This window comes from Streptomyces sp. NPDC057950, assembly GCF_042887295.1.
Classification (GTDB): Bacteria; Actinomycetota; Actinomycetes; order Streptomycetales; family Streptomycetaceae; genus Streptomyces; species Streptomyces kaempferi.
In genome coordinates this window covers 1-23,298 of the sequence record NZ_JBHVPP010000029.1, presented here as the reverse complement: position 1 = coordinate 23,298, position 23,298 = coordinate 1, and the positions used below count along the sequence as shown (strand labels likewise).

Annotated in this window: 16 protein-coding genes, 1 tRNA gene and 1 pseudogene; 15 read left to right on the top strand and 3 right to left on the bottom strand. The window is 69.5% G+C overall.

Annotated elements, in window-relative coordinates; all coding sequences use genetic code 11:
- Window positions 1-36: 36 nt before the first annotated feature.
- From ACFVTC_RS36790 to ACFVTC_RS36780, 3 genes are read left to right on the top strand one after another with little or no spacing between them, the layout of a single operon-like run.
- A complete protein-coding gene (locus ACFVTC_RS36790; RefSeq protein ID WP_390133207.1) occupies window positions 37-882 on the top strand; it encodes a DUF6083 domain-containing protein in 846 nt (281 codons plus the stop codon).
- Window positions 879-1,361, top strand: coding sequence for a hypothetical protein (locus tag ACFVTC_RS36785; RefSeq protein ID WP_390133205.1), 483 nt, complete (start codon window positions 879-881; stop codon window positions 1,359-1,361). Before ACFVTC_RS36790 ends, ACFVTC_RS36785 begins: the two co-directional genes overlap by 4 nt.
- A complete protein-coding gene (locus ACFVTC_RS36780; RefSeq protein WP_390133378.1) occupies window positions 1,358-2,836 on the top strand; it encodes a UvrD-helicase domain-containing protein in 1,479 nt (492 codons plus the stop codon). Before ACFVTC_RS36785 ends, ACFVTC_RS36780 begins: the two co-directional genes overlap by 4 nt.
- Window positions 2,837-3,193: 357 nt before the next feature.
- Here the strand turns inward: ACFVTC_RS36780 and ACFVTC_RS36775 are convergent, their stop codons facing one another.
- Window positions 3,194-4,195: a hypothetical protein gene (locus tag ACFVTC_RS36775; protein ID WP_390133203.1), complete on the bottom strand. Its 1,002-nt coding sequence runs from the start codon at window positions 4,193-4,195 to the stop codon at window positions 3,194-3,196.
- A 281-nt stretch (window positions 4,196-4,476) separates the two neighbouring features.
- Here ACFVTC_RS36775 and ACFVTC_RS36770 point away from each other — a divergent pair, with 281 nt between their 5' ends.
- From ACFVTC_RS36770 to ACFVTC_RS36745, 6 genes are all read left to right on the top strand, one after another.
- Window positions 4,477-4,701 carry a hypothetical protein gene (locus ACFVTC_RS36770; RefSeq protein ID WP_390133201.1) on the top strand — a complete coding sequence of 75 codons (225 nt, stop codon included), beginning with the start codon at window positions 4,477-4,479 and terminating at the stop codon, window positions 4,699-4,701.
- Between the two features lie 709 nt (window positions 4,702-5,410).
- Complete coding sequence (locus ACFVTC_RS36765; protein WP_390133199.1) at window positions 5,411-5,698, top strand: helix-turn-helix domain-containing protein; 288 nt, start codon at window positions 5,411-5,413, stop codon at window positions 5,696-5,698.
- The gene (locus tag ACFVTC_RS36760) at window positions 5,695-7,269 is read left to right on the top strand and encodes a helix-turn-helix domain-containing protein (RefSeq protein ID WP_390133197.1); all 1,575 of its coding nucleotides are present in this window, start codon (window positions 5,695-5,697) and stop codon (window positions 7,267-7,269) included. The genes ACFVTC_RS36765 and ACFVTC_RS36760 overlap by 4 nt, the downstream gene beginning before the upstream one ends.
- Complete coding sequence (locus tag ACFVTC_RS36755; protein ID WP_390133195.1) at window positions 7,269-7,841, top strand: transcriptional regulator; 573 nt, start codon at window positions 7,269-7,271, stop codon at window positions 7,839-7,841. Before ACFVTC_RS36760 ends, ACFVTC_RS36755 begins: the two co-directional genes overlap by 1 nt.
- Window positions 7,842-7,903: 62 nt before the next feature.
- Window positions 7,904-7,977 (top strand) — tRNA-Met (locus ACFVTC_RS36750).
- A 443-nt stretch (window positions 7,978-8,420) separates the two neighbouring features.
- Window positions 8,421-9,050, top strand: coding sequence for a hypothetical protein (locus ACFVTC_RS36745; RefSeq protein ID WP_390133193.1), 630 nt, complete (start codon window positions 8,421-8,423; stop codon window positions 9,048-9,050).
- Here ACFVTC_RS36745 and ACFVTC_RS36740 read toward each other — a convergent pair whose 3' ends face one another.
- The gene (locus ACFVTC_RS36740) at window positions 9,051-10,271 is read right to left on the bottom strand and encodes a hypothetical protein (protein ID WP_359439822.1); all 1,221 of its coding nucleotides are present in this window, start codon (window positions 10,269-10,271) and stop codon (window positions 9,051-9,053) included.
- Window positions 10,268-11,377 (bottom strand): ImmA/IrrE family metallo-endopeptidase, encoded by a 1,110-nt coding sequence (locus ACFVTC_RS36735; protein ID WP_390133190.1) that lies wholly within the window; start codon window positions 11,375-11,377, stop codon window positions 10,268-10,270. Before ACFVTC_RS36735 ends, ACFVTC_RS36740 begins: the two co-directional genes overlap by 4 nt.
- A 541-nt stretch (window positions 11,378-11,918) precedes the next feature.
- On the opposite strand from ACFVTC_RS36735, the gene ACFVTC_RS36730 reads away from it, so the two are divergent.
- The 6 genes and pseudogenes from ACFVTC_RS36730 to ACFVTC_RS36705 all read left to right on the top strand — a co-directional run.
- The gene (locus ACFVTC_RS36730) at window positions 11,919-13,745 is read left to right on the top strand and encodes an ATP-dependent endonuclease (protein WP_390133188.1); all 1,827 of its coding nucleotides are present in this window, start codon (window positions 11,919-11,921) and stop codon (window positions 13,743-13,745) included.
- A gap of 376 nt (window positions 13,746-14,121) precedes the next feature.
- Window positions 14,122-15,291 (top strand): exonuclease SbcCD subunit D, encoded by a 1,170-nt coding sequence (locus ACFVTC_RS36725; protein ID WP_390133186.1) that lies wholly within the window; start codon window positions 14,122-14,124, stop codon window positions 15,289-15,291.
- A gap of 1 nt (window position 15,292) precedes the next feature.
- Complete coding sequence (locus ACFVTC_RS36720; protein WP_390133184.1) at window positions 15,293-18,307, top strand: AAA family ATPase; 3,015 nt, start codon at window positions 15,293-15,295, stop codon at window positions 18,305-18,307.
- Window positions 18,308-19,079: 772 nt separating this feature from the next.
- A complete protein-coding gene (locus tag ACFVTC_RS36715; protein ID WP_390133376.1) occupies window positions 19,080-19,757 on the top strand; it encodes a restriction endonuclease in 678 nt (225 codons plus the stop codon).
- 179 nt (window positions 19,758-19,936) lie between these two features.
- Window positions 19,937-22,405 carry a Helicase associated domain protein gene (locus tag ACFVTC_RS36710; protein WP_390133182.1) on the top strand — a complete coding sequence of 823 codons (2,469 nt, stop codon included), beginning with the start codon at window positions 19,937-19,939 and terminating at the stop codon, window positions 22,403-22,405.
- Window positions 22,395-22,906: pseudogene (locus ACFVTC_RS36705) on the top strand (transposase); the annotation flags it as partial. The gene ACFVTC_RS36710 and the pseudogene ACFVTC_RS36705, both read left to right, overlap by 11 nt.
- Window positions 22,907-23,298: the final 392 nt, after the last annotated feature.

Here is a 23,298-nt window from a genome sequence, read left to right as displayed (position 1 = left end):
CGGTCAAGCGGCGCGTCGCCTGGCACCTTCACCGCCATGTGCCCCAACTCCGCCTCCACCGCTTGCCGCTGGGACGGCAGCCCGCGCGCCACCCGGCCCCGACGCCCGCTGCGTGTGGCCGCCACCAGCCCCAGTCGCCTGCTGCGCACCGGCCAGAGCAGCCGCTGCCGCGTGTGCGGCAACCACATCGACTTCTACCAGCGCGCCGATCAGCGCCCCATCGCCCTGCACCCTGCCGAACTGGCTGTTGCTCACGTCCCCGCTTCCTGCCGCTGGCATCTGAGCTGCGGCATCGCCCACCCGCACGGCGACGGCAGCGCCTGGTGCCGCATCCCGCACGCCGTGCTCTGCCCGAGCCGCACCCCAACTGTCCGCCTGACCAACCACGTCCAGGAGATGCGCCGCGAACTCGGCGTCCGCTCCCGGCGCCTGATCGACTCAGGCGCCTTCACCCCGTCCACGCCACCCGCGCCTGCCGCCGACAGCGCCCGGTCTGCCCGCCCCGTCGTACAGCTGCTGCTGGGCCGCTATCTCGCTGACCGGCCCATCGAGGACATCCGGTGCGTGGCCCAGACCCGGCACCGCCACCGCTGTCCGCTGCCCGTACTGACCCCTGGCACTCCCAAAGGGGTCTGGAAGCTCCTGCCCGCCGGCCCCCGGCGCGGCCAACTCGCTCTGCCCACCGGGCTGATGGCCTTCTACGACCTCAGCCGCCTGCCGTACGGCGAGCAGCTGCGCTGGCGCACCCAGCACTGCCCCGCCCATGCCGCCGCGCCGAACGCCGCCGACCTCGCCCTGGCCGGATGGCAGGTCTTCGACCCCCTCCTGCACGCCGCCCACATCCATACCCGCCTCCCGCACGACCCCGGCGGCCAGGCGTGACGATGGCGCACCACGCCCTGGAAATCACCCTGACCCGGCCCCTCGCCGCGGCCGAACTCCACCACGCCGCCCGCACGATGCCGCTAGCCCCCAACCGTGATGCCACCCGGCTCATGACCGTCGTACGGGCCAAGACCCCGGGAAAGGCCCTCACCCGACTGCGCCGACAAATCGGCACACGACTGCCCGTCGACGTCATCACCACGCACTACCCCGACCGAAACGGCAAGATCCTGCTCAACGTCGCTTTCCCGCCCGCCGCACACACCGCCCTCAGGGCTGCGGCCGACCAAGCAGCGCAGACACCCCAGCGCTTTGTGGAGCTGGCCGTTTACCGGGCCCTGGCCCAGCACGCCGACGCCGAGGCCGACCGCCTCGAGCGAGGCGTGCAGCACCTGCTCGCCCACACCGCCCCCGCCCATCTCATCGCGGCCGTCGGGCACTGCCTGACCCGCATTTCCGGAGCCGCGCCGTGCTGAACCCGACCGACGAACAGGCCGCTGCGGCCGACGCCTTCCACGCCGGCGAACACCTGGCCCTGCAAGCCGGCGCGGGCACCGGCAAGACCACCACTCTGGCCCAGCTCGCCCACGCCACCCAGCGCCGCGGCCGCTACCTCGCCTACAACCGGGCCATCGCCCAGGACGCCACCAAGCGCTTCCCCAAAAGCGTCCTGTGCAAGACCGCCCACGCCCTGGCCTACGCCGCCGTCGGACACCGCTACACCAGCCGCCTGAACGCCCCCCGCCGCCCCGCCTGGCAGACCGGCCAAGCCCTCGGCATCACCAAAGCCATCCGCGTCGGCGAACGCGACCTGTCCCAAAAGACCCTCTCCTACGTCACCCTGCGCACCGTGGCCCGTTTCTGCCACACCGCCGACGCGACGATCACCCGCCACCACATCCCCCACCTGCGCGGCCTGGAAGAGCCCAGCCTGCACGCGCAACTCGCCGCCCACCTCGTCCCGTTCGCCCGCAAAGCCTGGCTGGACCTGCAGCACCCCGACGACGGCGCCGTCCGCTTCGACCACGACCACTACCTCAAGATCTGGGCCCTCACCCAGCCGAAGATCGACGCCGACTTCCTGCTCCTCGACGAGGCCCAGGACACCAACCCCGTCGTCGAGCAGATCTTCCTCGCCCAACGCGACCACGCCCAGCTGGTCATGGTCGGCGACTCCGCCCAGGCCATCTACCACTGGCGCGGCGCCAAAGACGTCATGACCGGCTTCGACGGCACCCAGCTCGCCCTGTCCCGGTCCTTCCGCTTCGGCCCCCGCCTCGCCGAGGAAGCCAACCGCTGGCTCCACCTGGCCGACGCCCCCATCCGTCTCACCGGCGCCGACACCGTGCCCACCGAACTCGGCCCCGTCACCCGGCCCGACGCGGTCCTGTGCCGTACCAACGTCGGCGCCATGGCCCAGGTCATGGAGCTGCTGTCCGGCGGGTACCGGGTCGCGCTGGCCGGGGGAGGAGACAGCCTGCGCGCTCTGGCTCTGGCCGCCCGCGACCTCAAAGAAGGACGCCGCACCGCCCACCCCGAACTGGTGCTGTTCACCACCTGGGGCGATCTGCAGGACTACGCCGCCTACGACCCCGCCGGCCGCGATCTGCAACCCCTGGTCGACCTGGTCGACACCCACGGCGCGGACGCCATCCTGGCCGCCGTGGCCCATCTCGCGCCCGAAGACCAGTCCGAGGTAACCGTCTCCACCGCGCACAAGGCCAAAGGCCGCGAATGGGCACAGGTGAAGATCGCCGACGACTTCACCCCACCACCAGCCGACAGCTCGCCGGGCGACACGGACCCGGGGACGGCACGCCCGATCGACGACAAGGAGGCCTGCCTGGCCTACGTAGCCGTCACCCGCACCCGCCACCGCCTCGACATCGGTGGTTTGTCCTGGATCAACGAACATCCGGAAGGAGTCCTGACCGATCGCCGGTCACCGTAGTGATCACACACGGAGCCTTTGGGGGCGCGCTCCGGAGGGGCCGCGACCGGCGAGGATGCCCGCCATGGCCACGGACAAGGACCTCGCTGCCAGAACCGCCATGCCGGACCCTGCTGCTGACCCCCACCCCGGCCGCGCCCCGAAGGCGCTCGGGGTCCTGGCCGCCCTGGCCTGCGTGGCGTGCTGCGCACTGCCCGTCGGGCGATCTCGCACAGCCACGCTACTCACCGGGGGCGACCGTCCGGCGGCCGTGCGCCTCACGCTCCGCTTCGGCCTCGAGGCCCGCCTGGGTGTGCCTCTCCCCGTTCGGGGTCCCTTTCGCAAGAGGGTGTCCGGTCGATCAGCCGCGGCCAGTTCCTAGTCAGGGCGCGCCTCGGCTCCGTGCACTAGGCAGACCAGCCACATGCCCAGGAAGACGACGAGAGAGTACGAGCTGATCGCCAGCAGCCCGGGCGCATCCGTCACCCACCACGCGAGGGGCAGTGAGCTGGCGCACGCGGCGCTGACGGGGGCGGCGTGCCGGTAGTGGCTGCGCGGCGGGTCGTAGCGGTCGAGATCCAGGGGCGAGGATGGGAAGAGGACGGGCTTCTCGGCCAGGAAGACACTCTCCCTGGCCAGTTGCGCGGCCCTTCGTCCCGCTTGCGCGCGGAAGCGGGAGTCCCGGTCGACGTAGACATGGGGAGCAGCGGTCTCTAGGCCCGGCGAGGGCATGACCTCCCAGCCCTCACGGTGTGCCTTTTCGTAGGCAGCGGCGATCTGCGCGGCCAGTTCCCGCCACCCCGCGACACCCGTGATCTCGGCCAGGCCGGCCAGGCGTGGGAGTACCTCGCTCATGGTGTGCTTGTTGTGTTTCTCGTGAGCCTTGCGATCGGTAAATAGCAGGATCAGACGGCGTAGATAGTCGGCGAGGTCGACCCAGCAGGCTTCCGTACCGTGGCCGAACTTCCGCCTGGTACTGGGCAAGGAATGATCGAGTTCGGCGAGCAGTTGCTCAGCGGCACGCAGAGCCCGGTGACGAGCGAGGTCCTGTTTGGCCTGTACCTGGTCGGCGAGTACTTGCAGGCGATCTGCATTCCGCGCTGCGATCGCCGCAGCTGCTTCCGCCTCACCCTTCCTCCTGGCCAGCGCCCTGCTTCCCGAAGCCTTCAGATGCTGATAGGCCAGGGCCCATCTCAACTCCCAGTACTCGACATACTCGGGCTCGGCCTTCCTGGAATCCAACAATGCGCCCAACGTGTCAAGCGCCACGAGTCTCTCGCCGCCGCAGACTCTGGACAGCTCCCCGGCGCTCAAGAATGCTCCCGAGGCCCTGTAGGAACTCCCCACCAGTTCTCGTAGCTCCCGGGCGAACTCACGCATGTGCGGATCATGCCCGGTTACGTCCAGGCTCTTCCGCGGCCGCCCCTGCCGGCGGGCCGGCGCTTCGCCATCGTCCCTGCCGGGACCCCCCTGTCCTGACATGACATGAGGCTACCCACGGTTCCGCGACGAGAAGCAAAAATCCCTGACCAGCATCTTTTGTCCAGGCAACAATGCTCTCCTTCCACCGCTGACGCGGCGCGGTTACGAAGTATGCGGGCCCGGTCGGCAGGGTTGCTGAACAGCCGACGGGCCGCCCAACCACGTTCCGGAAGGACACCATGGGTAAGAACCGTCAGCGCCTGCATTCCGACCGCGTCCTGGACATGATCGTCTTCCTCTCGATTCTGGTTGCTGGTGTTGTCCTCACGCTTCTCGGCGTTCCGGCAGGTTCGATAGCCGGCATCGCCGCCGCCCTCGCAGCGCTCTACGGGGCGTGGACGACCACGCGGGAGCGGCAGTCTCCGCCTCCCGGCGGCTCAGCACCGGACGACCGCGCCGACTAGAACTTGCCGGCCGATCAGATGCCTGCTTCGTGCTCGCATCGTTGGCAGGCATGAAGCGGGGTGATCTGAGTGCTTGCCGGGGGACGGTTCGGGACCGGCGCGGCAGGCGCCGGCACTGTCGGCGCCTGCCGCATGCAGGACGGCCTCATCGGTCGCCCACTGTCCACAGACGGCTCCCGGCAGGCTCCCTGAGTCATGAACACCAGCTCGTCGGGCATCGCCCCGAACACCAAGAAGACGCCGCGCTGCGAGCGCCACGACGCCTTCCTCTAGCCGGAAGAGCAGGCCGAGCTCGCCGCGCGGTTCCCGGCCGGACACCGGGCGCAGATGGCGTTCCTCCTGGCCGGCTACGCCAGCAACCGCCGCGGTCTTGGGTATCCGCGCGCGTACGGTGCGCCGCCACTGGCGTGGGTGGCCGCCACCGCCCGGGCTCCGGCTCCGCCGTGCCCTGCGACGCCGTGTCGTGGACCTGGTGTGCCCGCGGTGCCTGTCCGATCGTGCGGTGGAAGAGGCGCGCCAGGCGAAACGCGAAGCCCGGCGCGCGGCCCGCCGGATCCCGCGTGAGCGAGGCGGGCAGGATCGATGACCTCCCGGCTTCAGCACGAGCCCCCAGCACCTCCCGCAGAGCATCTCAAAGCTTTTCTGCATGATTGAAAGCAATTAGCCGACTTGCATGCGAAAGTTACATGGATTCAGATAGGATGGGGATATGGGATTGAGCTTGGAGGAGTCGCTGCGGCTGACGGTGGCCGCCTTGATGCAGGTAACGGGTGAATCGCAGCGGTCGGTTGCAGGGGTGCTGGGACTGACGCAGACACAGGTGTCACGCCGTCAGTCGGGCGCCATCTCCTGGAGCCTGTGCGACGTCGACGTCCTGGCCGAGCACTACGGCATCGGCGCGCTGGACCTCCTGGCGGGTCCGACCAGAGCGTGCGAGGCGCTGCCCGCCGACCGGCGCCGTACCGTGCGGACCGAAGCGAGGGGGACGGGCCGGTGAGCGACTTCGACGCGATCGACTCGCTGCTCGACGCCGTCGGCCCGCAGGCCGAACTCCCGCCCTGCCACGTGCGCCGCGAGCTGCGGGAGCGGGCTCGGCTGTCCAAGGCGCAGGTGGCACGCGCGCTCGGCGTGAGCCCGTCGACCCTCAGCGGATGGGAAAGCGGCCGGGACCCGGCCGGCGAGATCCGCACCAAATACGCCTACCTGCTGGACGGACTGAACGCCAAGCTCGCCACCGAGACCGAGACCGAGACCGAGACCGAGGCGGCGTCGGCTGCGGAGCAGCCCGTCACGTCAGGCACGGCCCCGACCGCCACCCCCTTGTCTTCGCCGGACCTCTGCCTGGACGAGGACGGGGACGACGTGGAGCTGCTCGTCGTACCCGAGCCCTGTGTGCTGTGCGGCCGTCCGGCCGGACAACGCGTGGCGGGGTTCGCTCAGCACCTAGCCCCGGCCGACTGCCAGCCCACCGCCACCGGAGCCCCAGCTGCCCCGCCATCCGGACAGCCCACCACGCAAACCCCGAAAGCGCCGCGGCGCACGACAGGTCCGGCGCGTGCGACGGAGCGTTCCAAAGGCCCGGCCCGCCACGCGTTCCAGGAGCCGTCCGGCCCGGCCGACCTGATCCGCGAGGCTGTGCAGGGCGCTCTTGCCGAGCACCGGGGTGACGTCGACGCAGCCACGGCGGCACTGTTGAAGCGGGCGATCCCGGACGCGATGCGACTGCTGGACGAGACCCGCAAGGGCGCCCGCTACGACGTGATCGCGCACCCCTGGATCCCCGACATCCTCAAGAAGCAGACCGCGCGCGGCGCGGACCAGATCTGGGAAGCCCGCCCCAAGTGGACCCGTCACGAACTCCCGCCCGGCAGGCATGAGGTGACCGCGCTCGACATCAACGGCTCTTACCTCTCCGCCCTCAAGACGCACCTCCCCCTGGGCCAGCTCGAGCACTCCACCGCCCCGGCCCATGACCGCCGCCGCTCCGGAGTCCACCTGATCACCCCGCCCGAGTGGGAGCACGAAGCGGTGCTGCCCAACCCGATCGGCCAGAGGGACGAGCCCGGTCCCCTGTGGGTCACCGAGCCGACGCTGCGCCTCCTGCTGCGCCTGTCCGGCCCCAAGCACCAGCTGTGCGCGCCTCCTCAGATCCACGAGTCGTACACCTCCGGGACCACGGAGAACCTGCTCGAGAAGTTCCGCATCGCGCTGAAGGACGCCCGCGACACGGCGATCGAGCAGGGCGATACGGTGACGCTGGAGTACGTGAAGGCGATGTACTCGAAGTTCGTCTCCACGATGGGGGAGTCGAACTACAACCGGGAGCTCTACCGTCCGGACTGGATGCACCTCATCCGCAGCCAGGCCTTCGCCAATCTGTGGCTCAAGGCGCTCAAGGCCCACGACGAAGGCCTGGCCGTCGTCCGGGCCATGGGCACCGACGAACTCCACATCATCGGTGACTGGCGCCGTGTCTTCGCCGAAGGCCGAGGTGTTACCGAGGTCAAGGTCAAGGACACGTACACCGCCGGAAGCGACGCCGCTGAGCACGCAGGCGAGGGGGAGTAGTGCCGGAGAAGAACATCGACTTCGGAAGGTTCGGCGCCCGGGGCATCAAGGGCAGTGACGCCGTCGCGCGCAAGCTCGACGAGCTCGCGGGCGGCATCGCCACTCCCGTGACCGCCAAGCGCGGCTGGATGGCGCGCCTGCACTACCTGACGAAGTCGGCCCAGACCTTGAAGGCCGCCCAGGACGCAGGGCTGACAGTGACGCACCGGACGCTGAAGGCGTGGTTGGGGGAAGACCGTCGCCCCTCCAAGTCCAACCTGAAACGCATCGACCAGGTGTACCGGGCGGTGCGCCGTCACTACGTCGCCCGCCATCTCCTCAGGCGCCTCAACCGCGACGGACGCGGCACCCGGGTGGAGATCCACCCGCTCAACCAGTCCCAGGTGCCGCACCCGCTGCAGCGGGTGCTGGAGTACCGGACGATGAACGTGCGCCGCTGGGACCGCATCGTCGGCTCCTGGGCGGCCGGCGACCATCAGAGCCTCGACGCCGCATGGCAGGACACGATCGTCGACCTCGGCTCGCAGTGGGGCCAGTACGAGTACGTCACCAACGTCGGCTTCGCCGCATAGGGGCCTGCGCCGGAAGGTGGTCTTCGGCGCCTGCTGGGATGGCGTACGGTGGGGGACACCGACGCGGGGTGGAGCAGCTCGGTAGCTCGCTGGGCTCATAACCCAGAGGTCGCAGGTTCAAATCCTGTCCCCGCTACTGCCGAAGATGCCCGGATCTACACGATCCGGGCTCTTTCGCGTTCCTGGCACGCTCTCACGTCTGGCTCCTGCCCGGCAGGAGGCCCGGCCGCCCTTGCTGCCTGCCCGAGGTGATCGATCTCAGGCGTTCTGCTGGACTCTCTGCGACGAAGAGAGGAGTCCTCGGTGACGGTGCGCGGTCCGCAGTGGGCTGGTGTCTGCGCATACCCGTCATCGAGCCGCCGTGCCGTGCGGGACCTGCGCCGTGGCCCACCTGGCCACGCGGTATGCCGCCCGCAGGCCCTGGTGCCAGGGGAAGAGCGGTAGTTCTACCGTGCGGTCGGCGACGTAGCACTGTGGCAGGGAGTGGGCGGGATTTTGGAACGTTTGGACGGGACGGCCGTGCCCCATCGGGTGGGATAGTCGGGGCCGCCGGGTGCGGTCGAAGTTGGATGAGGCAGGGTGAACGCCATGGTGACCTTGGCCAGCCCGTCGGTGGGCACGTCGGTTCGCGCAGCCTCTGCGGCCGTGCTGGATCCTGCCGCGCTGTCTGTCTTGCTCCAGCTGATGGGCAGCCAGGCGCTGCTGTTCTACCGCCTTGACGAGGAAGAATGCGCACGCCGCGCCCGCGTCTCAGCGGCCCGTCTGGACAGTCTCGATGCGCTGCAGACTCTTCTGGAGCTGCCCGTCGACGAGCCCGTCGCCCTCGCCTCGCTGCCCGCACGGCTGCGTTCGGCGGTACGGCGGCTTCCGGCCGGCGCCGCCGACGTCGATTGCCGTGAGGTCACCCGGCGCGCGGTGCGGCCGCTCACCATTGATCTCGCCGTGGTGCGGGCAAGTGCCGCTGGCTGGCGCGGAGGGCTCGAGCAAGCCGGCCGTTTCGCCCCCTTCTGCCGGCGCGCTCTGCTGCTGGACAGCGCTCCACCGGTGGCCGAGGAGATGCTGATGGAAGCCGCCTTCTACGGCATCGGCGTCCTGGCGGCAGACGGCGAGAGCGTGGACATGCTGCTGGAACCCCGGCCTTACATCCCGCGCCGCCACACCCCCGCAGCGTGGTGCTTTACCGAGGAGTTCCACCACCGCATCGGCTAGTCACACCTCACCGCGCTCCACTCCCGCCACCGGATGCGCCGCGGACGAAGTCTGCGAGGCGACGGGGGCCTGCGCCCACTGCAGCAACTGCGCGGGCACCTTGAAGGCGCTGAACCCGGGATGGTCGAGTTCAGCGTTGAGGACCGGGTAGCGGTCCACCGCGCGCCGGCAGCACTGCTGCCACCACGCGGGCCGCCCGGCCGGCTCGACGGCGTCCATGGTGCGCAGCCACTCCATCAGCACCGCGGCGTTATGGGCGGCGGCCGGCACCTGCCAGTGATTGTCGACGAAGGCGTCCAGCACGAGCCCGTCGCAGGCAGCACACCGGCACACCGGCGCCAGACCCGCGGCGAACCGCTTCGCCAGCGTCTCGCCGAGGAAGAAGTCCATCAGCTCCGGCAGCAGCACGGAGGGAGAGTTCGGTCCGCCTGCGGACCGCTTGGCGGCCTGGCCGGGCGGCACGATGTGCCGCACGCTGCTGGTGGCGCCGAAGGCGGTGAACACCGCCCCATGGGCGAGGGCCCCGAACGCTGCGAGATCGGCACGCAACAGCGCCGTGCCGGGCACCTCCGCCAGCAGCCGCTTGAGGTTGCCCACCGCCTGGGAGAAGCCGGCCAGCGGGTCCATCTGTCCGCCGAGCATGACCGCCTTGGGGTTCGGCACGACATTGAGCCAGGCGATCAGCTGCCCGACAGCGTCGTCGCGCAGCCACCCCACGTCCACGGGAACACTGAAGAAGACGTGGGGGTCCTCCAGCTTGAGGACCTGGTGGACGGCGGCCTTGAGGGCGTCGGAGTCTTCCGCGTGCAGGTATCCGGTGGGCGTCATGGCCGCCGTCGCGCCGGCACGATGGCCCACCTGCTCCTCGATCGACAGCTGCAGCGGGTCGCCGAAGGCCAGCTGGCCTTTCGAGACGTCGGGGAAGGGATCGTCCTCGCTGGCCGCCGCCACGGTGTAGACGGCGGGATCCGCGAGCAGCGGTCCGGTGAACCCTTCCTCGCGCAGTTTGCGGACCTTCGCCGCCGCCCCGGGACCGCTGACGACGAGCCCGCTGCGCACCGGATCGAGCTGCTCGCGGATATAGCCGACGCGGCTCACTCCGGCCTGCAGCAGCATCCGCCCCCGCAACTGCACAGGTACAACGGGGGTGTGAGGAGGGTCGGGGGGCTCCGCGGGATCGGAGCCGGCGCCCGGGCGGGGGGAGGGGAACGACTCAGTCATGGCCTCACCTTCGAAGCGGAATCCACCGTCGCGCCTTCGCGCGGGGCGTACAGCAGCTGGAAGTCCTCGGGCAACAGCCGGGCACAGCGGGCCAGCTCTTCCTCGCTCATCCCCGCGGCCAGAGCGGAGCGGATCAGCCCGGGGACGTATCGGGGCCGCTCCCGGTCTATCTCGACCGGTTCGGCCGTGCGGTAGCCCAGCGCGGACATCTCCACCATCACGCTGCGGTACTGCCAATCCGTGACGATGTTCAGACTCTGCGCCCGGCGCAGCAGCGCGGCCATCGACACCTTCCACTCCCGCTTCAGCCGGGCCAGCAGTTCCAGGTCGACGCGGGGCGTGAAGGCGGAGCGGATGTCACGCGCGGGCATGAGGAGCTCGGCGGCGAATTCGTCGGCTTGCCGCTCCTGTATGGCGCTGTCGCCGGGGGACTGGTGCAGGACCAGGTGCCCCAGCTCGTGTGCCAGGCTGAAGCGGTAGCGGTCTGCGGGCGCGTGGTGGTTGGCCAGGATGAGCGGCGGCTGCGTGCCGTCCCACTGGCTGACCGCATCGAGCCGGCCGCTGCCCAGATCACGCGCGACCACCAGAACTCCGGCCGTCTCCAGGGATGCGGTGAGGTCCGCCGCCGGGCCCGGCGGCATGCCCCACGCCTTGCGGACCTGCCGGGCTGCATCCTTGGCGGTGGTCAGGGCGTCGAGTGCGACAGCGGGAATGGCCGCGGCCCGCACGCCGAGACCGGGTCGGCACGCGGCGATCCCCTGCAACTGAACCCGTGTCAGGGCGAGATGGGCATGTTGGCGCCGAAGGGCGGAGACGGTCAACGACGCACGCTTGCGGTGGTGGACGAGCCCCACGCCGACCCCATGCACCTGCGGATCCAGACACAGCAGCTCCGGTGGATACCCCAGCGCCGCCGCATAAAGCTCCAGCCGCTCTCCGGAGACCGCCAGCCGGCCGCTCTCAGCGCGGCTCACGTACCCCTGCGACACCGCCGCGTCACCGCCGGAGGCCTTCACCATCGCCTCAGCCACGTCGGCTTGTGTCATGCCGCGGAACTCGCGGGCCACCACCAGCATCCCCGGCTGCGCCGGATGTATGTCGCTCACGTCGTACCACCTCAGATCAGACCTCAAAAGATTAGCCTCAAATATTCCTCCGTGTATCGAAGTTGACAAAATTGACAGAACGTCAAGACGAGCATTTGGGGGATGGGCGGGCGGCGTAACGCCGCTCGTTCACGCGGATGACTGCTCCTGGAATCCGAGACGAGGCTCGATTGGCCGTGACGCCCTCGGCGAAGTGCTCCGCCATGGCGGCTGCGACGTCCCGGGTCTCGATCCTCCGCTCCCGGCTCCCGGCCGCAGGACCGTGCTGTTCCGGTCCGCGCTGGTCAAGACGTACGCCGCGAGGCCGTGCCGGTGCAGCACCCGGCTTCTGCGGGATGCGGCGTTCCGGCCCCGGCGCGGAGAGTCCTGCCTTGCCCCGGCCAGACCCTAACTGGCGCAAAAGGGCGAGCCGTTGCTTTGCGTCCCTCTAGGATGACTGCCTGCGATGAGTGCTCAGGTGCCTCATCCGCACGCGTAACGCCCGCACGCCACACCCCTGCCCGTCGCCCGGCGGAGCGGGGAGATACGGAGCAGCTCGACCGTGCACCTCATCCGCTTCTCCGCGTGCGGGTTCCGCTCGCTGACCCATGTACAGGACGTCCCGGTCAGCAGCCCGACGATCCTGGCCGGCCGCAACGACGGCGGCAAGAGCGCGGTCCTGGCCGCGCTGGCCTTCCTGCTGGGCGAACACCGTCTGACGGACGAGGACCGCACCTACCAGCAGGACGAGGGCGTCAAGGGACAGCGCTGCGCGGAGACTTGGGTGGAGGGCGTCTTCCGTCTGGACGCCGCCGAGCAGGCCGCAGCGGCCCCGTTACCGGCCGAGCTCCGTATCCGGCGCCGCTCGAGGGCCGGCGAGGCGGCGTGCTGGGAGTTCTTCGGATCGCAGCCCGCCGACAGCCGCCTGCACGGCCTGGGCCGGCTGATGAAGAAGGATCTGACCGAACTGGTCGCCGAGTTCGGCCTCGTCCCGTCGGGCACGCTGAAGGAAGACCTGCTGGCCGCGCTCACCGCACACGCCACGACCGTCCCGCAGATCGACGAGTGGCAGCCGCTGCCGAAAGACCTCGAGGCACGTCTGCCGCGGCTGCTGGCGTTCGGCGGCAAGGACGAGAGCCCGGACGACGCGGTGCGCACCGCGTTGAGCAGCTGCTACGAGACCCACCTGGAGGACGAGGCCCTCCAGGGGCAGGTCCGGGACATCGAGAAGGAGATCACGCAGCGGCTGGAGAAGGAAGCGGACTCCCTGTGCCGGCACATCCGCCAGCACTGCCGCGAGTTCGTCGGCGTGGAGGTCAAGCCCGAGGTCTCCTTCAAGAGCGGCTTCAAAAGGGCGCCGCTGGAGGTCTCCAAGGCCGACGGCGAGCCCGTGGACCTGACCCGCTCGGGCCAGGGCAGCACCCGGCGCATCGCCCTCGCCGTGTGGGAGTGGACCAGCAGCCTCCTCGAAAGCAGTGAACTCGCCGCGACGGGGGAGCAGGACGAGCCGCAGCCCACCCAGACCATCGTCGTCTACGACGAGCCCGACACCCACCTCGACTACCGCCACCAGCGCACCGTCATGGACATCATCCGCAAGCAGTGCGCCCTGCCCCACGTCAGCGTCATCGTCGCCACCCACTCGATGAACCTCATCGACGGCGTCGACATCGCCGACGTTGTCCACCTCAAGCTCAGTGACAGCGGCCGCACCCTCGTCGAGCGCCTCGACGACGACACCCACGACGGCATCGACTTCCACCTCGGACAGATCGCCGCCGCGGTGGGGCTGCGCAACTCCGTCCTGCTGCACGAACGCTGCTTCCTGGCAGTCGAAGGCCCCACCGAGCAGCAGTGCGTGCCCCTGCTCTTCCGCCTCTCGCAGGGACTGCCCCTGCAGGCGGCCGGCATCGCCTTGTGGGCCTGCGACAACAACGAAGGAGCACTCCACCTTGCGGGCTACCTCGTCAAGCACCACCGCACCGTCATGCTGATGGTCGACGCCGACAGCCGCACAAATAAGCACTTCAAGACCGAGAAACTCGTCAGAGCCGGCCTCGACCTCACCAAGCAGGTCTCCTACGTCGGCGAGGGCGAGGGCTACAACGAGCTGGAGGAGCTCTTCAGCGACCTTCAGTGGGCGGCCGCCGCCAACGCCCACTGGCCCCGCCCCGAGGGCCGGCCCTGGAGCGCCGACGACTTCACGGAGCACCGGGGCGGCAAGTTCAGCGAGCGCATCCTCTACATGATCAAACAGCAGGCCGCAGAGAGCAGCCCCAATGGCAAGGCCGACATGCTCTACGCACTGGTGTCCATGCTCGCCACGCCAGAGGAGGTCCCCCAGCAGCTACGGGACATCTTCACCGAGGTGCAGGCCCTCGCCTGCTGACCTGCTGCTGCGTTCGCCGCTGCAGCATGCGCTCCTTGCGCTGCTCGTTGGTCGGCGCCGTCCAGGCGTGCCATCCGGCCTCCGCAGTCCATTGCCGCGCGTGCGCGCGGGCTTCGATTCCGCACCACCGGCAGCCCCCGGGCGCCACAGTGTGCTCGGTCCTGGCAGAACGCGATAACGACATCACATCCTCCTTCCCCCACTGCTTATCTTGCCTCCTGCCACTGACAATCACCCTGTGAGCCGCGTCCGGCTCCGCCACCCGGCGGTGCAGGCGAAGAAACCTTTCCCTCGCGTGTCCCCAAGCCTCCGAAACAAGACCGTTTATCGGGAAAATCGCCCGTAGCTCCCACCACTCTGGTTACGGTCTGTGCCCATGAGGTTCCTGCACACCTCGGACTGGCATCTCGGCTGCCGGTTCCACGGGGAAGATCTGATCGACCGCCAGCGCATGGTCCTGGACCACATCTGCGCCACCGCCCGCACTCAGAAGGTGGACGCCCTGCTCATCGCGGGCGACATCTACGACCGTGCCATTCCGAGCCTGGACGCGGTACGCCTGTTCGACCGGGCTCTGCACCAGCTCGCCGACCTCGGCATCCCCACCATCATGATCAGCGGGAACCACGATTCCGCCCACCGCCTCGGAACCGGCTCCGGCCTGTACGCCAAAGCCGGCGTCCACCTGCGCACCAACCCCGCCGACGCCGGCCGCCCCGTCCTCCTCGACGACGAGCACGGCCCCGTCGCCGTCTACGGAGTGCCCTACCTCGAGCCCGCTCTGGTACGCACCCAGCTGGACGCCGAGACCGCCTCCCACGAGGCCGTTCTCACCTCCGCACTGGACCGCATCCGCGCCGACCTCGCCACCCGCCCGGGCACCCGCTCCGTCGTCCTCGCCCACGCCTTCATCACCGGCGCCACCACCAGCAGCAGCGAACGCGACATCAGCGTCGGCGGCATCGCCCACGCCGGCGCCGACCTCTTCGACGGCATCGACTACACCGCTCTGGGACATCTCCACCGCCCGCAGAGCGTGAACGCCCGCATCCACTACAGCGGCTCCCCGCTGGCCTACTCCTTCTCCGAGACCAACCACACCAAATCCCTCACCCTGGCCGACCTGCCGGCCGACGGCGCCCCCACGGTCACCCGCCACGACATCCCGGCCGATCTCCACCTGCCGCTGGCCCGGCTGACCGGCCGCATCGAGGACCTGCTGACCGACCCCGCACACGAACCGCTCAGCGAAGCCTGGCTGCAGGTCACCCTCACCGACACCGCCCTGCCGTACGAGGCGATGGCACGCCTCAAACAGCGCTTCCGCCACACGCTGGACATGCGGCACCTGCCCACCGGCATCCCGGCACAGGCCACCGACACCCCCACCTACCGCGAACGGCTACGCGGCCGCGGCGACCTCGACATCACCCACGACTTCATCACCGCCGTGCGCGGCACCCCACCCACCCCCGCAGAGGCAGGCCTCCTGCAAGAGGCCGTCGACGACATGCGCGTGCGCGCCCAGGAGAAGGAAACCGTCTGACATGCGTCTGCACTCCCTGCGCCTGCAGGCCTTCGGTCCCTTCGCCCGCCGGCACACCGTCGACTTCGACGCCCTGTCCGCCGACGGCCTGTTCCTCCTGCACGGTGACACCGGCGCCGGCAAGAGCACCCTGTTCGCCGCCATCTGCTTCGCCCTCTACGGCCTGCCGCCGCACGAACGCAACATGCGGCTGCGCAGCGACCACGCTCCTGCGGACCTGCTGACCGAAGTGACCCTGGAAGTGACCCTGGCCGGCAAGCGCCTGCAGATCCGCAGGATCCCCGCCCAGAAGCGGCCCCACCTGCGCAACAGCGCAGAGCTCGTCGACCAGAAGGCCGAGACCTACCTGCACCAGTGGGTCCTCGACGAACACGGGCACGGCCGGTGGGAAGGCGTCATCAAGTCCCACAAGGAAGCCGGAGAGGAAATCAGGTCCCTCCTGCGCTTGACCCGGCAGCAGTTCTGCCAGGTCGTCCTGCTCCCGCAGAACGAGTTCACCAAGTTCCTGCGCGCCGACGCATCCGAACGCCGGGTCCTGCTCGGCACTCTCTTCGGCACCCGCCGCTTCGGCCTCATCGAAGAGTTCCTCGCCACCCGCAAAACCCTTACCGCCAAGACGCGCGACGAGGCCCGTGCCGACGTCCTGCGCCTGGCCGAACGCATCCAGCAGGCAGCCGGCGACGACCTCGAACCGGCCCAGGGCGCCCCCCGGGCCGACGACCCGGCCACCCTCACCGCACCCGCCCGCGCCTGGGCCGGCGCTCTGCACCGCCAGGCTCTCACCCGCCAGGACGCCGCCGACACCGACACCGAGACCGCCGCACAGCAGTTGGGGGAAGCCCGCCTGGCAGAACAGGCCGTCCGCGACCTCCACCGTCTCCAACAGGCCCACCGCACCACCGCACACGATCTCGGCCTGCTCCATGAGCAGGCCGCCCACCACGACGACCTCGCGGAACGCCGCGACCGCGCCGCGAAAGCCCAACAACTGCAATCCGTCCTGGAGACGGCACACACCGCCGACCTCGAGCACACCCGGGCCCGGGACGACGACAGCCGCGCCCGCGCCCTCCTGCCGCCCGAACACGCATCCCTCGACACCGCCGGCCTCACCCACGCCGCGCAGCAACTGCACGCCGACACCGGCGCCGCCCAGGCACTCTTGCCCGAGGAGGCCACCCTCCAGCGCCACACGGCAGAACTGGCCACGCTCGACCGCGAGCGCCAGCAGCTCACCGAAACCCTCACCGACGCCCAGGAATGGCTCAACGCCCTCCCGCAACGCCGCGCCGACCTTGCCGCACGCTTGGAAGCCGCCCGCAGCGCGCAGGAGACCGGCCGCGAACTCACCCCCACCCTCAACCTCGTCGAGAAGCAGCTGGAAGCCGCCAGGCGCCGTGACGCACTCGACCAGCAGGTCAGCGGCGCCCGTACAACCCTCAGCCGGGCCGAGAGGGACTCCGAGCAAGCCGCGCAAACGTACGTCGACATCCGGCGCCGACGCACGGACGGCATCGTCGCCGAACTCGCCGGCCGGCTCGTGGACGGCGAAGACTGCCCCGTATGCGGTTCCCCCACCCATCCCGCACCAGCCACCGCCCAGCCAGGCCAGCCCACCGCCGCCGACGAACAGGCCGTCGAAGCCGCCCACACCCGCGCCCAGCAGAGCGAGAACAAGGCCAAAGAGGCCCTGGCCCAGCTGAACGAAAAGGCCGCCACGGCCCGCGGTGAAGCCGGCGGCGACACCCCCCTCGCCGACCTCACCGCCCACCGCACCGACCTCGCACAACGCCTCGCCGACGCCCTCTCCCAGGCAGCCGACGCCGGACCGGCCGGCGAACAACTCGCCCTCCTGGAAAAAGAACAGGCCGACACCGAGCACACCCGCAACACCGCAACCGCACGCCTGGGCGCCGCCGACGCCACCTACGACAGCCTGCACACCCAGCGCGAAGAGCTCACCCACCGCCTCGCGGCCGCCCTCAACGGACACGCCACCCTCACCGACCGCATCACTCACCTCACCCAGAACGCCGGCCGGCTCGAGGCCGCCGCCGCGTGCTCGGCCACCGTGGCAACAACCGCCGCAGACCGACGCAACGCCACCGCTCTCGCGGAGCAGGCAGCGCTTGCGGCAGGCTTCGCCTCCCCGGCCGACGCCGTCGCCGCCCGCCTGCCCGACGACGAACTCACCGCGATCGACAGCCAGATCACCCAGTGGCGTGAACAGTGCCTCGTCCTGACCGCCCGGCTCGCCGAACCCGAACTGCAGGCAGCCAACGCCCAGCCGCCGGCCGACCTTGAGCACGCCGTCACCGAGCTGAACACCGCCACCACGACCCACTCCCGCACGGCAGCCCTCGCCACCCAGGCCGCCGAGCGCGCAACCGCCCTGGCCACCCTCACCGGGCAGCTGGAAACCCAGATCCAGCGCCTGGAACCCCTCGAGGACGCCTATCGCACCGTCGATCACCTCCACGGCCTCGTCAGCGGCGGTTCAACCAGCAACCAGCTCCGCATGCAACTGGAGTCCTACGTACTGGCAGCCCGTCTCGAAGACGTCGTCGACGCCGCCAACACCCGCCTGTCACGCATGTCCCACCACCGCTTCACCCTCGTCCACTCCGACGACAGAGCCGCCCGAGGCGCCAAATCAGGCCTGGACCTCAAGGTCCTCGACGCCTGGAGCGGACACAAACGCCACACCGACACCCTCTCCGGCGGCGAATCCTTCTACGTCTCCCTGGCCCTAGCCCTGGGCCTGGCCGACATCGTCACCGCCGAAGCCGGCGGCCAGGCACTGGACACCCTCTTCATCGACGAAGGCTTCGGCACCCTCGACGAAGACACCCTCCACCAGGTCCTCGACGTCCTGGACTCCCTGCGCGCCCACGACCGCACCGTCGGACTCATCAGCCACGTCCCCGAACTGCGCCGCCGCATCACCCAGCGCCTGCACATCTCCAAGCACATCGACGGCTCCACCCTCACACACCTGACCGAATCCGCCGAGTGACCGCACGGCAGGACGCCAGACTCTCCACGGCCCTCCCCCGACCAGAACACAGCACCCCCCAGGCCACGGGCACCTGCCGATCTTCACCCCGCCATCGACCCCAGCCGTGACCACAAGCCGTCGGGGCTGCCCTCACACCCCTCGGCCCCAGCCGAGAAGGCAGCCTCCACGCGGCTCCCGGCGCGCCAGAGCCGCACATCCCCAGAAGCAGCCGACTCGCGTCTCCCAGACGCAACACATCGAACACGAACCGCTTCCTGCCAATTCTGCATGTGATCGAAGCGACGGAAACAGAGCGCTGGGCAGCATGAACACCTGCATCCAGCCACCTGAGCCGTACCAACACACGTCAGCCCGGCCTGCATGACAGGGGTTTCCGCAGGCCCGAGGACTGCTGCCCCCCCACATTCGAACACCGCCGGACGCATACCCGCCTCACGGCGCGATTTCGAGGCAGCGCCATGGCCTGCACTGATCAAACCGGCGGATTTGTCAGTGCCCACTGCTACACCAATTCCCATAGATCAGACCGCAGTTGACGGCCTGACACTACGGAGGAGGAAGCAGTGGCGAAGCCGAACGAGGGCTACCACAGGGTGCGAAGTCATTACCGGCGCAACCCCGGCCCCAGCGCAAAGAAACTGAGCGGCTGGTCGATCGCAGGGCTGGTTGCGGTGGTGTGGCTATGGAGCCAGCTCATCGGCTTCGGAGAGGCATCCCCGACAACGCCGCAAACCCCTACACCATCAGTGTCAGCAAGCGTGGGCCGCTGATGCCCCGCCGCTCGCCCCGGCTGCGTCCACCCCGAGGCGGCAGGGAACAGGCCGCCGCCGCGGCCGTCGCCTGCGCCGCACTCTGGCTGCTGGCCAAGATCGCCACAGCCACGTGGCAGGCAGCCGTCCGTATCTGGCCATGGCTCGCCCTCCTCGCAGCTCTCGCCCTCGGCTACGCAGCCTGGCGGTTCATCCGTGAAGTACGGGCCCGGAAGATGCGGGCCGAGACGCTGGCCCGGCTCCGGATCACGCTCGCACAACTCGACGCCATGGACGACCGAGCCTTCGAATTCGCACTGCGTGACCTGCTCCTCCGGGACGGCTGGAACGCACGGCAGGTCGGCCGACAAGGAGACCAGGCCGCAGACGTCATCGGCGAAGACCGCCAACGCGGCAGGATCGTCCTGCAGGCCAAGCACACCACCGTCGCCGGCAAGGTCGGCTCATCAGTGATGTACCAGGTCAAAGGAACCGCAGGCCCCGCGCACGGAGCCGATACCGCAGTCGTGGTCACCAACGGCTCCTTCACCCGGGACGCCAAAACATGGGGCGAACGCCACCATGTGCACTGGGTCGACCGGGACCGCCTGCGCCGGTGGGCCGAACACGGCACGCCCCTGCAAGACCTTCTGCGCCTGCCCACGGCACGCAAGACAGCCTTCCGCCGGGCTGCCTGAAACCAAGCGGAGAAAGCCCGACCCCGAGCAATCGCCCACTATCCGCAACCGACAACACCGATCACGGGGCGCGCATGGCTCTCAGCGCGCCCCCGCCAGAGCAGAGACACTGCGCCGCACCCCTGCTGTACGCGAGAATGAAGCGAGCCAGCCCCTCACGTATACCGAGGAACCGCGCGATGACCGCCAGCCCCACCGCCACAGAACACACCGGGCGTCTGGTCCTGCGCACGGACCAGCAGGAGGGCCTCGCCAACACGGTCCGCCACCTGCGCCGCCCGCGCACCCGCGGGCACGCCGTCTCGGCCTGCGGCACAGGCAAGACCCTCTTCGCACTGCGCGTAGCCGAGGAACTCGGCGTGCGGCACCTGGCCGTGGCGGTGCCCAGCCTGGACCTGGTCGCACAGTGGGCGGCGGCCGCCCGCGCGGACGGCCGCCGCGAGCCGATGATCACCGTCTCCTCGCTGCGCGCCGCCTCCCACCCGCTCCTCGCCGAGGCCGAGGTCGACTCGGCCAACGCGGGGGAGTACCTGGCCTACTGGCTCGCCCGCCACCCCAAGGCAACGGTGTTCTTCACCTACGACTCGCTGTCCAAGATCGAAGAGGCCCAGCACTCCGCGATCTTCCCCGCCCCCCTCTTCGGCCTGCTGATCGTGGACGAAGCCCACGCCACGGCCGGCACCTGGGAGAAGAACTGGACCGCGCTCCACGACAACGAGCGCATCCCTGCCGAGCGCCGCCTCTACCTCACCGCCACCCCGTACGTGTGGGAAGCCCCCCGCCTGACCGAGCCCCCCACCACCAGGGCGCAACCCAAGCGCACCACCGCCACCGCACCCGCCTGGGACGACCCGGCCCTGCTGGCGACCATGGACCAAGCGAAGATCTTCGGTCCCCGCCTGCACACCTACTCCCACGCCGACGCCATCGACGACGGCGTCCTGGCTGACTACCAACTCGTCGTCCCCACCGTCACCGACACCGAACTGCGCACCGCACTCACCGATCCGCAAGCCGGGCCCACCGCGCGCCGCACCACCGCCCTGCACCTGGCCATCCTCAAAGCGATGCGCGAGCAGGACCTGCGGCACGTATTCGTCTACTTCCAGCAGATCGCCGACGCCACCGACTTCGCCCGCCAGTTCGCCCACACCCTGCGCACCCTCCCCGACGAACTGCGCCCCGACTGGGCGGGCGAGACCGTCGTGCAGTCCATCGACGGCACCCACAGCCCCCACCGGCGCGCCGACACCATCGCCCGCTTCACCGACGCCGAGCGGGGAGTACTGGCCAACGCCAAGATCCTTGGCGAAGGCGTCGACCTGCCGGCCGTCGACGGAGTCGTCTTCGCCGACCGCACCGCCAGCGTCCGCCGCATCGTCCAAGCCCTCGGCCGCGCCCTGCGCAAACCCCCTACCCTCAAGACGAAGACGGCCAGCCTCGTCATCCCCGCCTACATCCCGCCCGGCGCGGACCCCACCGACCTCCTCGGCACCCCCTACGAGGCTCTCTGGCTGGTCACCGCCGCCCTGCGCCACCACGACCAGACCATCGCCGCCCGCGCCCCACGGGCCAAGAACCAACACCCCGCCCGCGACTCCCACACCTACATCACCCGCCGCTTCCGCTTCGACCACACCCTCGACCCCACCGCGATCGCCCGCGCCCTCGACCTGCTGGTCTGGCCCTCCAGCGGCGCCGTCCTGTCCGCCCCCCGCCGCGCCGGCCTCGCCGCCACCATTCGCTACCAGACCGAACACGACCACCTGCGTGTGCCCGCTGACTACGAAGACGCCTACGGCTACCGGCTAGGACAATTCATCACCGGCCAGCGCACCGCCTACCAGGCAGGCGCCCTCGATCCGGCATGGATCGCCGAGCTCGAGGAACTCGGCATGATCTGGGACGACCACGAAGCCACCTGGCAGGGCCACCTGGCCACCGTCGAGGCCTTCCACACCGAACACGGCCATCTCGCCATCCCCGCCCAACTACCCGGAGGCCAATTCCTCGTCGACCAGCGCGCCCTGGCCCGCAAAGACCGCCTCAACGCCGACCGCGACACCCAGCTCACAGCCCTCGACCCGGACTGGAAACTCCCCTACGGACCCGACTGGCATCGCAAGTACCACCTGCTGCGCTGTCACCTCGAAGCCGGCAACCACCCCAGCACGCTGCGCCGCGACACGGTGATTCACTCGGTGAAGGCGGGCAGCTGGCTGCACCGCCAGTTCACGACCTGGCTCGACCTTGCCCCTGGCCAGCGCGACCTGCTCGCTTGCATCGGACTCACTCCCGACCGCGTCACCTTGGACCACGCCGCGGGCGGGCCAGGCACATCCCGGCGGCGCACGTTCGCGCAGACAGCCGAGATCCTCGGGCTCTTCGTGGCGCGATGGGGACGCACTCCTGGCGCTCGAGAGTGGATCGAGGTCGATGGCGACCGGGTCATGATCGGTCCCTGGCTCGCCAAGGCCCGCACCAAGCTGAACGCCAGCCAACTCCCCTTCAGCCAAGTGGAGTTGCTGTCCGCTACCCTCGCCGAGCATGGCATCGACCTGGTGCGTGCTCCCGGCACCGGGCCGCAGGGGACTGTAAAAACGTTCGGTGTAACTCCCGATCATGGAAGATGCATCGATGACCAGTGAGAACGTGTCGGAGTCTGTGGCTGTCGAGCCCACGAAGGCCGTGTCAGTGAAGGCTGTGGACGATCAGCTGATCGACGAGCTGGTGGGCCGGGCCCAGGCCGAGGGCCTGCAGCAGCCCGCCCTGGAGGGCGAGATCACCGACCATCTCGGCTACGACAAGCACGACCCAGCGGGCAAGGACGGCGGCAACTCCCGCAACGGCAAACGCTCCAAGACCGCGCTGACCGACGTCGGTCCGGTGGAGATAACCGTGCCCCGCGACCGCGACGGCTCCTTCGAGCCGAAGATTGTCAAGAAGCGGCTGACCGGCGTCGACGAGATGGTCATCTCGCTGGCAGCGAAGGGCCTGACCAGGTCCAGGCCCACCTGGCCGAGGTCTATGGCGCCGAGGTCTCTCGTCAGACCATCTCCACCATCACCGACAAAGTCCTGGAAGGCATGGCCGAATGGCAGAGCCGCCCGCTGGACGCCGTCTATCCGGTGATCTTCATTGACGCTATGCCAACAGCTGCCTCCATCTCCGGTAGCGGGGGAGAGGCAGAACTCGAATATTCCAAAGTTTGAAGCTAAGGAAGCACGGACAGGTCGGACCGTCCCTGCTCGATGTCAGATCACTTACTTGACGAGGTGTCAATAATTCTCGACCGGGCTGGGCACCGATCCCACTGCCGCTCCGGCTAGCCGAACTAACCCTCACCCCAGTCATGTTGGACTTGAAAAGCCTACGCCAGTCGGGGAGGAGGCACGATCGCGGAGCGATCGGGACACCGCATCGACGAACCCAACTCGATCCGCGGAGCGGATCCGGTCCCGGAGGGACCGAGCCCAGTCCCCGCGGAGCGGGGACTGAAACCGACGCGTAGCGTCGGCGCGTCGTTCCTGCGGAGCAGGAC

Coding starts and splice junctions, on each gene's coding strand:
- ACFVTC_RS36790 (WP_390133207.1), top strand. CDS start 37: ATGTGCCCCAACTCCGCCTCCACCGCTTGCCGCTGGGACGGCAGCCCG.
- ACFVTC_RS36720 (WP_390133184.1), top strand. CDS start 15,293: ATGCGTCTGCACTCCCTGCGCCTGCAGGCCTTCGGTCCCTTCGCCCGC.
- ACFVTC_RS36775 (WP_390133203.1), bottom strand. CDS start 4,195: ATGCGTGAGTTCGCCCGGGAGCTACGAGAACTGGTGGGGAGTTCCTAC.
- ACFVTC_RS36715 (WP_390133376.1), top strand. CDS start 19,080: ATGCCCCGCCGCTCGCCCCGGCTGCGTCCACCCCGAGGCGGCAGGGAA.
- ACFVTC_RS36740 (WP_359439822.1), bottom strand. CDS start 10,271: ATGACTGAGTCGTTCCCCTCCCCCCGCCCGGGCGCCGGCTCCGATCCC.
- ACFVTC_RS36725 (WP_390133186.1), top strand. CDS start 14,122: ATGAGGTTCCTGCACACCTCGGACTGGCATCTCGGCTGCCGGTTCCAC.
- ACFVTC_RS36765 (WP_390133199.1), top strand. CDS start 5,411: ATGGGATTGAGCTTGGAGGAGTCGCTGCGGCTGACGGTGGCCGCCTTG.
- ACFVTC_RS36770 (WP_390133201.1), top strand. CDS start 4,477: ATGGGTAAGAACCGTCAGCGCCTGCATTCCGACCGCGTCCTGGACATG.
- ACFVTC_RS36710 (WP_390133182.1), top strand. CDS start 19,937: ATGACCGCCAGCCCCACCGCCACAGAACACACCGGGCGTCTGGTCCTG.